This is a genomic window from Actinophytocola sp. (assembly GCF_045807065.1).
Taxonomy (GTDB): Bacteria; Actinomycetota; Actinomycetes; order Mycobacteriales; family Pseudonocardiaceae; genus Actinophytocola.
The window spans coordinates 1-11,757 of the sequence record NZ_JBJMIE010000613.1; the positions used below are offsets into that span (position 1 = coordinate 1).

8 protein-coding genes and 1 pseudogene are annotated in these 11,757 nt (G+C 65.4%); 8 read left to right on the forward strand and 1 reads right to left on the reverse strand.

What is annotated here, in order from left to right:
- The 8 genes and pseudogenes from ACJ73U_RS35950 to ACJ73U_RS35985 all read left to right on the forward strand — a co-directional run.
- Positions 1–614: DUF4192 family protein (locus ACJ73U_RS35950; protein WP_407782222.1), on the forward strand; the 614-nt coding region annotated here is incomplete at its 5' end.
- Positions 615–828: 214 nt separating this feature from the next.
- Positions 829–1,803 carry a DNA-processing protein DprA gene (gene dprA / locus ACJ73U_RS35955; RefSeq protein ID WP_407782223.1) on the forward strand — a complete coding sequence of 325 codons (975 nt, stop codon included), beginning with the start codon at positions 829–831 and terminating at the stop codon, positions 1,801–1,803.
- Between the two features lie 378 nt (positions 1,804–2,181).
- Positions 2,182–2,403, forward strand: a complete 222-nt coding sequence (locus ACJ73U_RS35960; RefSeq protein WP_407782224.1) for a hypothetical protein — start codon at positions 2,182–2,184, stop codon at positions 2,401–2,403.
- A 16-nt stretch (positions 2,404–2,419) separates the two neighbouring features.
- The gene (locus ACJ73U_RS35965) at positions 2,420–2,725 is read left to right on the forward strand and encodes a hypothetical protein (RefSeq protein WP_407782225.1); all 306 of its coding nucleotides are present in this window, start codon (positions 2,420–2,422) and stop codon (positions 2,723–2,725) included.
- A 284-nt stretch (positions 2,726–3,009) separates the two neighbouring features.
- Positions 3,010–4,475 (forward strand): annotated as a pseudogene (locus ACJ73U_RS35970) (YifB family Mg chelatase-like AAA ATPase).
- A 320-nt stretch (positions 4,476–4,795) separates the two neighbouring features.
- A complete protein-coding gene (locus tag ACJ73U_RS35975; RefSeq protein WP_407782226.1) occupies positions 4,796–5,404 on the forward strand; it encodes a hypothetical protein in 609 nt (202 codons plus the stop codon).
- A 163-nt stretch (positions 5,405–5,567) separates the two neighbouring features.
- Positions 5,568–6,128: a hypothetical protein gene (locus tag ACJ73U_RS35980; RefSeq protein ID WP_407782227.1), complete on the forward strand. Its 561-nt coding sequence runs from the start codon at positions 5,568–5,570 to the stop codon at positions 6,126–6,128.
- Positions 6,129–6,659: 531 nt separating this feature from the next.
- Positions 6,660–7,007: a hypothetical protein gene (locus ACJ73U_RS35985; RefSeq protein WP_407782228.1), complete on the forward strand. Its 348-nt coding sequence runs from the start codon at positions 6,660–6,662 to the stop codon at positions 7,005–7,007.
- 82 nt (positions 7,008–7,089) lie between these two features.
- Here the strand turns inward: ACJ73U_RS35985 and ACJ73U_RS35990 are convergent, their stop codons facing one another.
- The gene (locus ACJ73U_RS35990) at positions 7,090–10,683 is read right to left on the reverse strand and encodes an AAA family ATPase (protein WP_407782229.1); all 3,594 of its coding nucleotides are present in this window, start codon (positions 10,681–10,683) and stop codon (positions 7,090–7,092) included.
- Between the last annotated feature and the right edge of the window lie 1,074 nt (positions 10,684–11,757).

The following is an 11,757-nucleotide window of genomic DNA, read 5'->3' on the forward strand; positions in this document are numbered from 1 at the left end:
CGCTGGCGGTCGCGCGGGTGGCGGCGGGCGAGGTCACCTACACCAGCCGCGACGACCTCGCGGCACAACTCGCCGACCCCTCGGCTGATCTCGACCGGCGCGCCGCCTTGCTGCGAGAGCTACCGCCGATGTCGACTGCCGACGCGGCCGGGCTCGTGGGCGAGGCCATTCGACAGATCAGCGAAACCGGCGCCACCGGTTCGATGTTCGATGACGAGATGGTGGTGCGGCTCGCGCACGCCCTGACCCAGCAGGTGGTACGCGACGCCAGTCTGGCGTTCGTGCTCACCGACCCCGCGGTGGCCGACCCCGCGGCCGCCGAGCAGCTGTGGTTCGTGCTCACCCGGGCCACGCCGCGACCGGAAGCGACACACCCGGCCACCCTGCTCGCCCTGAGCGCCGCCCTCCGCGGTGACGGTGTGCTCGCCAACATCGCCCTCGACACCGCGCTGGCCGCCGACCCGACCAACCGACTTGCGAGCCTGCTGCGCGCGGTCCTCGCACACGGCATTCACCCGGACAAGCTGCGACAGCGGCTCGCCGAGAGCCTCACCGGCCCTCACCCCGACACGCCGCGGTCTCGATCGTTCGGTGCCGGCGACGACCTGACATAGATCCCCCGGGCACGGGCCGCCGACACCCTGTTCCGCGACAGGCATCGCAGCCCGACCGTCGCATCGAGTCTCTGGGCTGCGGTTCGCCCGTGGTCAGCACCAATCCCTCGTCTCGGATGCCCGTCCAGGTGGTGCCGGAAGCCCGATTGGCCGACCAGGTCCTGCGATTCCGCCGACCACTGGCCGCACCTTGGTCCCGTGAAGGAGTTGAGCTATGCCAGACACCCCACCATCCAGTCCATCGCCCCCGAACGCTCGTGAGGCGCTCGATGCCGTTCGACATGCCCGCGCCTACCTCATGCGTGTCGCCGAGCCACCGGCACCCGCGCTGCATGCCTTGGTTGACGCCGAGGGCGCGGTAGCGGCGGCGGACCGAGTCCGCATCGGCGATGTGCCGCCGGCCGTGCACAGCGAGACGGAGTCCCGGCGGCACCTCGATCTCGCCAGCGAGGACCTCGTCACCGCGGAGAAGGTCGGCGCCCGGCTGCTCGTTCCCGAGGATCCGGAGTGGCCAGTCTGGCAACTGCTCTGTCTCGCGGCGCCGACCGACCGCGGCCTCCGGAGCGCGGGACCGCCGCTCGGGCTGTGGGTGCGTGGCGAGGCGCCGGTCGAGGGCGTGTTCGACCAGGCCGTCTCCGTGATCGGCGCACGGGCGGCAACCAGCTACGGCGCGCACGTCGCCACCGAGATTGGGTACACGCTCGGCTCCGCCGGGATGACGGTCGCTTCTGGCGCTGCGTACGGCATTGACGGCGCGGCCCACAGGGGCGCGCTGAACGCGGGCGGACCGACCGTCGCGGTCCTGGGCTGCGGCATCGACATCGCCTACCCGGCCGGACACAGCGATCTGCTGAACAGCATCGCCGCAGGCGGGCTCATCGTCAGCGAGTACCCACCGGGCACCCACCCGGCCCGGCACCGATTTTTGGTCAGGAACCGCCTGGTTGCCGCGCTCTCCACGGCAACGGTCGTCGTCGAGGCCGGGGTACGCAGCGGCACTAAGAACACCGCGACGACCGCGGCGACGCTGGGCAAGACCGTGCTGGCGGTGCCCGGCCCGATCACCTCGGCGATGTCCGTCGGCTGCCACGACCTGATCCGAACAGGCACCGCCCGGCTCGCCGGCTCAATCCCGGAGATCCTCGAGGCAGTCTCAGCCGTCCACACAGGACCACATCCGCGTCCCTGACTGATCAACGTCGGTCTCACGGCCCTGGGGGCGTCACGTGCCCATGCGACCTGGTTTCCGGTGCCACACGCCGCTGGCTCGGCTACGAAACGGGCCCGAGCCCGAGTCAGCGGCGCGGCACCAGCTTTCTGTTCACAGATGGTCTCGATCGGGGTCGGTGGACGCGGCATGCTGCCTCACCGCCGCGAACCTGTCCAGCCGCGAAAAGCCTGCGCCTGGACAGAACCACCGCGGCGAGGCCCACGCGCGTGCACCACCGACCCCAACCGAGACCACACCGGAACCCGTTGCGGAACCGCTCGGTTCCGCTACCTCACGTCACATTGTATGGAGGCGCGCCGTTCTCAGGCGGAACCGATCCGAACACGGATGCGGACCATGTACGCCGCGCTGGTCCGACTGTTCGACGCCGCCGACGACGTGCTGGTGCGCGATCACGTCGCCGCCCTGGTGACCTCGAGCGACCTGCTCACCGACGCCACATCACCACCTGCTGGGTCTAGCACCGCTATCACCGAACGACCCGATCCAGCGTGGCTGGCCCCTGCCCGCAACCGGTCACGCGGCCGCAACCGAACGCTGCACTCCCACTTCTCATGACGGCCAGGAGGTACCTGTGTCGAACGCTGCCCACGACGACGCTCGGATGGACCCGGACTATGTGCTCGAGATGTTCCGGTTCCACATCGACGTGTTCAACCACAACTCTGACAAGTGCGAGCACGAGGAGTGCGCCTACTGCTCCTGGGACAACAACGACACGTGGCAATTGCTCGTCCACTTCGGCAGTTCCCTGGACACCTGGATGAGCACCCGGGGTCGCCCACCGCGCGCGTGGACGCGTCCCCGGCTGCGGCATCGCCTCGTGGGCTGGGATCCAGACCGGCGCGCGACCGCCATCCGGGCGACGCTCGGGATCTGAGCAGCGAATGCGACACCCGGTCACCGCGCTGGGCGCTGTATTCGTGTCCGGTCAGGCTCCTCGACGTCCCGGCATCGCTCGAACCAGCCCACCGCAGGTGCGGCAACGGTGCCGACGCATTTCGTGCCGGCACGGATCAAGCAATGCACCCGCATCCACCTCGGCATGACAACGAAGGGACAGTTCATGGTCAGCAACACGCGGCAGGGCACTGGTTGGGCGCCCCCCAGGAGCGGAGCGCACCTCGCGGTCCCGAGCCAGCGGTGTGGGGCGGTGGTGCTCTGATGGGGACCGCGCACGTGTGGTCGATAGCCCTGTCGGGGATCGTGGGGACGCCGGTGACGATCACCGCCCGCGTCAGCCCGCCCGATCCAGCCGCCCCGGCATCCGCCGATGCGGCCGGTCGGCGGGAGACGCGGGAGCGAGTCCGGGCCGCCATCCGCAACAGCGACCTGCCCTGGCCCGTCGAACAGGTCACCCTCAGCACCTCCACCCCAGGGCTGCGTATGGCCTCCTCGTGGGACCTCGCGGTGGCATGCGCCGTGTTGGCCGCGCACGGGCAGGTACCGGTCAACGAGGTAGGGCGGGTCGTGCTCGTCGGCGAACTCGCCCTCGACGGGCGGATCAGGCCGGTGCGCGGCGTGCTGCCCGCCCTGCTCGCCGCCCGGGACGCCGGCCTGGAGGTGGCGATCGTGCCCACGGTCCTGCTGCCGGAGGCCGAGTTGGTGACCGGCATGCGGGTGTTCGGCGCGGACCGGTTGGCCGACGTGGTCGCGTGGCTGCGCGGCAGCCGCAGTTATCTGTCCACCCCCAACCCGCACCGTGCCCGCGCCGAGGCTGGCGGCGCTGCGGTAGCGGAGCCGGACCTGGCCGATGTGGTGGGGCAACCCGAAGCGATCCGGGCGCTCGAAGTCGCCGCCGCCGGAGGTCATCACCTGCTCCTCGTGGGCCCGCGCGGTTCCGGGACGACGCTGTGCGCCCGCCGTCTGCCCGGTCTGCTGCCGGCGTTGACCGATGAAGAGGCGCTGGACGTCACCGCGATCCATTCGCTCGCCGGTGTGCTGGCCTCGGAGTTCCCGCTCCTGCGTCGGCCACCGTTCGTGGCGCCGCACCACACCTGCTCGATGCCCGCACTGGTCGGCGGCGGCGCAGGGCGGCCGCAACCCGGCGCGATCAGCATGGCGCACCACGGGGTGCTGCTGCTCGACGAGGCTGCGGAGTTCGGATCGCCCACCGGGACGGCGTCGCCCGCTACCCCGCTCGGTTTCAGCTGGTGCTAGCGACCGCGCCGTGCCCGTGCGGACAGTCAGATCGGGACTGTGTCTGTAGTCCGTATGCCAAGCGCCGGCACCTGTCCCGGCTCACCGGCCCGCTGCTCGACCGGATCGATCTGCGTGTGCGACTGCGACCGTCCAGCCACACCCCGGAACAGTCCACATCGGACGGGACGGTGGCGGTACGCGCGCGGGTGGCCCAGGCACGTCAGCGCGCCGAGCAGCGATGGGCACCGCACGGTGCCCGCACCAACGCCGAGGTTGCGGCCACGGTCCTGAACCGGAGCGAATTCCGACTCCCCAGAACCGTTACCGCGCCTGTGGACGACGCTCTGGCCAGGGGCGCGGTAACGGGACGCGGCGCGACACGCGCGCTACGGGTCGCGTGGACTCTGGCTTTCTTGGACGGTCTGGAGCGCCCCGGCTTGGATCAGATCGTGGAGGCGCTCGAGTTCCGCGACCGCCGGCCCATTTGAAAGTGCGGGCACTGGCCACCTCCACTCGACCACAACCGCACCCCCAACACTCGGGCCACCAGAGGCAAGCGGACTGATCTTCGCTGCGGGGTGGCCGACAGCCACGCTCCTTCTCGATCTCAGGGAAGTCGGGACGAGCCCACCGCATTGTCCTTGTGCATCAGGGCGAACAGCGTGGTTTCTGCCCCATCGTCTCATCACCTGCGTCGCGCTGCCTGCGTTCAGTGCCGCGTCGGCCAGCCGTCCATCTCATGCCGGTCGTCGCGGGGACACGGCATGTCTGCGATCGCCCTTCCCAACCACTTAAAAGGAGACCGTTCATGCGCAGTGATGACTCCCCAGGCGTCGGCGAGATCCCGCACACGGACACACCGGTGTTCGACGCGACCGTCCAGGCTCTCGCGGACAATCGCTCAGGTGCTGACACCGGTGCAGGCGGGGACATCAAGGGACAGCTGGCCGGTGATCTGGCGGACGCGGAGCACGACTGGGTCAACCACTGGTACGGCGATCCGGCCACACCGGCACCGGTCCTCAACCCGGACACGCCCGAGGGCGCGGCAATCCTGCACCTGTTCGGCCGCCTCAAGGCCATCGAGCACGCCGACGGCCGTTGGCCTGCCGGTGACGTCGCCGCCGAAGTCACCGATTGGTTCACCAGTCTCGGTATCGACTGCACGTCGCGCCCGCAGGATGCCGGCCGTCGGTTGCGGCTGGCGCTACGCGACCGTCCTGGTGGCGGGCCGGCGTCCTCGGTGTACGGGGTGCGGATCGGTACCGACCACAACGACCCGGAGCCGATCATCCGCACCGCCCTGCACGTCCTGACCCGCCAACTCGGCCCCGGCACCGGCATCGACCTCATCGCGCACGACCGTGACGTACTCGCCCGCATCGAACAGCCCTACGCGCCAACCACCAACCGTTGACCGCCCCAACACCGATTGCCCCGACCACCACTTCCCTGGTGGCCGGGGCAATCGCGCCCACAGCGACCTCGATTGAGGGTCTTCGCCGCCCCGCATCCTTGCCAACCCGTACCGGCCTCGTCCCCGAGAAGCCCAGTACTCGATCCTGTATGAGGAGCGCTCCGTGATCACGCCACCGTCACCCGAACCTGCCGCACACGTCGACGACCCTCTGACCACGGCGATCAGCCGTGTCCGCCAAGGATCCCTGGACCAGGAGCAGCGTGACCGTCTGGCCACATTGGTGAGCATTGCGACGCGATACGAGCTGCCCACCCCAGTCACTGCCGCTCTGCATCTGGTCATCGATTCTCTCGCCGACGCATCGCCCGAGCCTGAGCCCGAGCCCGACGTGATCGACATGCACGAGGTCGTGCGCGTGTTAAGCGAGACGTACGGGTATACGGCGTTCGTCGGGTACGGCGGCGGCGCGACCATGACCCTGTACGTCGAACCCGTCGACGAGAACGAGAGGTGCCGTGCCGCCGCCGGACCCGGTTTCTGGGCCGACGGCCGCGCGATCGGGTACGCCAACGACTTCTACGTCGGTCCGGACGACAACGGCGCGACGGACACGACCGCGGTCGCGGAACTGGGCGCCACGAGTGTCGATGCGGTCGCCGAACTGATTGCCCGCACCGTGCGAGGCGAAGTGATCAACCCGCAGGATGAGTCGGCGCCATGACAAAGCTACCCCTGACTGCGGGTGTCGGTGCGATGCGCCGATCGTCACGTTCTCGATGGTGGGCAGCAGGGTTGCTGCGGTCGCCAGAATCACGCGCTGTGCACGATCGAACTGTTTCCTCACTGTCGGTCGTCCCCGCCGCGCTGCGTGTCCCAGCCCGGCGCGGCACCAGCGTCGACCTGGTCTCGCACGCCGGAATGTGCTTGTCGCCTCGAACACCCTCTCGCTCCCCCTGCCGGCAGCTGACCGCCGATCACATCGGCCCACCACCGGTCCCGTTCGCGGAGCGAGCTGGTCCGCCACGTCTATCCACTCCCATCCTTCCGGTGAGACAAACCAACTTCACTCCCGCAGTGCTTGCCGCCACACCCTAGGCAGACTTGGCGGGCATGTCATCGCCAGAACGGCGTCCTGTCCGGTAGTGCGGTCGCGGTTCTCATGCCTGACATACACGCACTCGCCATCCGTCCACATCAGTCTTCAATGAGGAGTCGTGCCGTTGTGCGTTCCGTTGAGCGTAGGAATCGAGTTGTGCAGTTCAGCGGTGGGATCGCCAGCTGGGCGGTAGCGCGTCGAGTAGCTGACCGCTACGGCGTGGACGATCTCGTGTTGCTCTTTGCTGATACGTTGATTGAGGACGATGACCTGTATGCGTTCGTCGAGGAGTCGGCGGCACAACTCGCGGTTCCCCTGGTGCGGGTAGCGGACGGGCGCACGCCGTGGCAGGTGTTTGAGGACAAACAGCTCCTGGGCAACAGTCTTCTCGCGCCCTGTTCCTATGCCCTGAAGATTCTGCTTTACTGGACTACCGCGAAGCGCGACATGACTACGGGCTTGCCATCAGGCATTGCATTAGTTTCTTTGATCGATGCGTTCTAAAAGAACACTGATCAAGATGCCGACGGGGTCGGTCGATGTAACGCCTTTAGTCTGCCTCGTGTTCAGTGTTATGGTCATGTGATCAAGGATTCAATCTGTGAGCCAATAGTGCACGGCGCTCGTCGTCTGAAAGGGGGCGTTGCACTCGGCTTCGGGCTTTGGTAATGAGCGACTTTACGGTAATCGTTGCGTCCCAGATGCGGGCGGTGCCGTCTTCCGATGTGGTCGCCAGGCGTTGTCCGTCCGGGGACCAAGCCACGCTGGTGACGGGGGCGGTATGGATGCCGGCGACGATGATTTCGTTTCCTGTGATTGCGTCCCAGATGCGGGCGGTGCGGTCATGTGATGCAGTGGCTAAGCGTGTGCCGTCCGGCGACCACGCAACACTCCAGATGGCATCGTCATGTCCCTGAAGAAAGGTGGTCACGGCTCCATCACGAGCGTCCCATATGCTGGGGGCTCCGTCCTGCGGTGCTGTTGCCAGACGTTGCCCATCAGGCGACCAGGCAAGCTCCCACACGTTGCCGCGATGTACCGCATCCCTGGCGGTGGTGGTGTTGGTGTTGAGGTCCCAGATTCGGATGACGCCCCCGCCATCACCAGTGGCGAGGTATTGCCCATCAGGCGACCAGTCAATGCCGAGCACCCAGTCCTCGTGGCCACGCAGCACGTGTAGTTCGTCGCCAGTAGTGGCGTCCCAGATACGTATCGTTTGGTCATCAGAACTAGTGGCAAGGCGTTGACCATCCGGAGACCAGACTACTGACCAAACCCAGTCTTGGTGACCGCGAAGGACGAGCAACTGATGGCCACGGTGCGGATCCCAGACGCGTGCTGTTCGATCTTCGGAACTGGTCGCGAGACGGTGTCCGTCAGGTGACCAGGCCACGCCCGACACGTTGCCTTCATGGTTGTGCAGTTCCAACAATGCGCGACCGGTTTTGGCTTCCCAGACACGAGTGCTGCGATCCTTGGATACAGTCGCGAGCCGCCGTCCATCAGGAGACCACGCCGCGCTGGAGACCCACCGTGTGTGGCCCTGCAATGTGATCAGTTCAGTGCCTGTATTTGGATCCCACACTCGCGCCGTCCGGTCTTCGGAGCTGGTAGCGACGTATTGGCCATCCGGAGCCCAGGACACGCCGCGGAGTCGATCGTGATGACCGCGCAGCACCAGCAGTTCGCGACCGGTCACGGCGTCCCAGATCCGGCCGGTTCTATCACCGGAGGCCGAGGCTATGCGCTGGCCATCTGGCGACCACGCCACACCTGATACCCAATGACCATGGCCCTGTAAGGTGAGCAGTTGCCGGCCAGAGGCAGCATCCCACACACGAATAGTGCGATCCCGTGCGCAGGTTGCGATACGTCTTCCGTTCGGTGACCAAACCACATCTGCTGCCCAGTCCTCGTGCTCCTCGTTCATCACCAGTAGTTCGGTAGCGGTCGTGGCGTCCCAGACATGTACCGCGCCGTTGCCATGGACGGTTGCAAGACGACGTCCGTCTGGGGACCATCCCACGGCCCGGAGTTGATTGTGGTGGCCGCGCAGTACCAACACTTCGTCACCAGTGCTTGCGTCCCACACGCGCGCGGTTTGGTCATCAGCACTGGTCGCTATTCGCAGCCCATCGGGAGACCACGCGATACCCCACACTCGGTCGTGGTGACCGCGCAGCACCATTAGTTCGGTACCAGTACTCGGATCCCAAATCCGGGCCGTTCTATCGCCGGAGCAGGTTGCAACACGCGACCCATCTGGGGACCACGTGACGTGCAATACCCAGTCGTCGTGTCCGCGCAACACAGTCAATTCCTGACCGTCAGCGGCTCCCCAAATCCGTGCCGTCCGGTCGGCCGAAACTGTCGCTAAACGCGTCGCGTCGGGTGACCAGGCCACACCTAGCAACATCCGCTCGTGCCCGACAAGTACCAGCGTCGTTCGATGGTGCGCCAGGCTCGTCACCAGCGCGCGGGTAGCCAACGGCGTCGGAGCGTAATCGTCGATGGCGGTGAGGGCGATTGCCAGTGCATGCTCCGGATCGGTCTCGACAATAGTCAAAGCCCGTCGAGCCATGACGTCGGCAAGTTGGCGCATCGTGGCCTTGTCCACGTTCTGAGAGCAGGCAAGAAATTCTTGCACAAGGGGTAATTGGCTGGCGATCGGCAGAGATATCGTTCGTTGAAGCGCGACCGCGAGCCGGTCTCCTTGGAGTAAGTAGGATGGTTGACGTCCGGAACGATCCCAATCCTGTGCCCACCGTTCGAGGTCTGCTCGCCATTGCAGATCGTTAGCGCTCGCATCGATCGCTTGTCGCAGGGGTGACCAATTTCGGAAGAATGTCTCGTGTGCGACCTCATAGACGATGTCCGTGACGCCATTGCTCACAACAGTATCGCTGGTTAGGAGTCGAGCAGTGACAAAAGCTTCCACTATGCGCAACTCATCACGTGACATGCTCGAACGTCTGACCGGACGTTTGGTGGGCTCACCTTCGTTTACCGTCGCAAAACGTAGTAGCGTCGGCAAGATAGGGCTGTCAGGATTGTCGGCAATCAGTTCTGCCGTGACCTTGTCGGCCTGTTGAATAAGTGCGCCAGGCACGCCGCCGATCCTGTTATAGTCCTGCTCGGTGATCACCTTGTCATTATTGGCCTGCGCGTAGAGCTTCTGTAACGTGTACGCCAGTAGCGGAAGTGCCGTTCCGCTACCCGTATCTTTCACCATGACATGAGGTAGGCCGGCGGGCTGAAAGGTAACACCGGCCGCTTTTGCAGGACGTTCGATAATATCGAACAAGGATTGTTGCTCTAGTGCGCCAATGGTGATGGGGCGAGCGAACAGTCGACCAAACTCGGTCGCGAGAAAATCTGTGAGAAATTCGGATCGGAGCGTAGTCAACACCCACAGTCGGACGTCGGCTTGCAGCGCATCTCGAATAAGCCGCAAGAACGCCACTCGTTCATGATGGGCGGTTAGGGTGACGAGTTCTTCGGCTTGATCGACAACGATGAGCAGCGGGGCAGATCGGCGGCGACGCGCCACACGAATCTGGTCAATGAACCTCAACAATGCAAGAGGCTCGCCTGCCGCCAGCTGGACTGCGGTATCTACCACTTCCACCGGCAACTGTCCACCCAGTTCAACAGTGAGCGCGTGAGCAAGACCAGCTGCGGGATGCTGGCCGGGAGCAAACGGGGACACCACGATCCACGGCTGCCTGCGCATAGTCAGACGCGGCAGCAATCCGGCTTGTACCATCGAGGACTTACCCACCCCCGAGGGGCCGACCACAGCGACGAACCGGTCAGAGATGGTGGCGTGTGTCAGCTGCAGCCGTGCCATTAGTTCATTCACCTCGTGGTCGCGACCGAAGAAAACCCCTGCTTCCTCAGCGGTGAAGGCGTCGAGCCCTGGATAGGGGGGACGGTCAGACCGCCAGATCCGACGAGGTTCGGACCTATCAGCAACAAATACCCAAATGCGCAGACCGACGATTACCAGAAGAATGGCCACAAGCAGCAGTAGGGCCCACTGCTGCGCCCAGTTCGCCAGCCAAGGAACATTCCGCAGATAATTTACCGCAAAACTGGAGGTTAACCCCAGTAGAGCACCTGATAGCACTAGTAGTATGTCTAACAACAGCGCGATGGGGCGGCGCTTCACCTGAACCATGAGCACCATCCGTTCAAGACGGCCAAGTTACGCAGACGGTTACCTCTGCATCGCACCTCGTAACTCATTGTTACATCCACAAGCGGTATTCGTCCAGTTCAGTAGCGAGCTGTATAGCAGTTCGACTGCATACTGCGTAGCGCCCACGGCTTGCGGACCAGGGCGAGTCACTACGTCGCGCGCGTACATTTGGCGGGCTCGGTGTTGTGCATCCCAGCCGGCTCACCAGCACGGCCACAGAACTCCCTGTCTGTACGCCTCCCTTGCTCGACCTGTCAAGTATTTACGCTGGATTGAACGGGTTTTGACTGGAGTCCGTAACACGCACGGCGCCAAGGGCTGTAATATCAGTCTTCGCGCCCCGAAGCTGCGGAGGTGCGGCCTCGCACCACGTGACGAAGGGGCCGAGTTCGGCCGGGACTTGCCGGCTGGCCTTCCGGAAGAATCCGGGTGAGTTCGAGAAATCCAGCGAGGTGGTTTCACTCGCTGACGCGGACGTCGACTTGACCGCCATCCGCCGGTTCCTCCTCGGAGTCGTGCCGAACCATGGGCGGTTCCTCCTGGTCGTGGGATCCGGGTGATGCTGGTCAACGGGGATCGGCGATGACCGGGATGCCCAGGTCGACCGGGCCTGTCGGTTGGCGGTCACGGGCCCGATCCAGGCTGATGAGCTTGCGGCTGGCCTCGATCAGGCTGGTCTCCAGGCCGGTGACCTCGCCGAGCCAGCCGTTGGCCTTGGCCTCCTGGATGCGGTCGCGCAGGTTGGCGATGATCGCGACTAGCCGCGGCCGCGCCGACAGGTCCAGCCGCAGACTCGGACACCGGATGTCCCGTTGACCGAACTAACTCGGGGATCTCCTGGGCTTCCTCGATGTGGACCGACAGTGACGACTCGGCCTGATCTCGGCAAGGTCGGGCCTCGTGAGTCACTGCGAGTGATGAGGCGTTTCTGCTCTGATCCCGTGCCGTCAGAGAAGACGGCCCGTGGAGGTTGGGATGGCGGAACGCGGCACGGCGGTCAGGGATGTGGCGGCCCTGACGGTCGCCAGAATCGGGAGGGTCGAGGAGACCGGA

Coding starts and splice junctions, on each gene's coding strand:
- ACJ73U_RS35990 (WP_407782229.1), bottom strand. CDS start 10,683: ATGGTTCAGGTGAAGCGCCGCCCCATCGCGCTGTTGTTAGACATACTA.
- ACJ73U_RS35975 (WP_407782226.1), top strand. CDS start 4,796: ATGCGCAGTGATGACTCCCCAGGCGTCGGCGAGATCCCGCACACGGAC.
- ACJ73U_RS35960 (WP_407782224.1), top strand. CDS start 2,182: ATGTACGCCGCGCTGGTCCGACTGTTCGACGCCGCCGACGACGTGCTG.
- dprA (WP_407782223.1), top strand. CDS start 829: ATGCCAGACACCCCACCATCCAGTCCATCGCCCCCGAACGCTCGTGAG.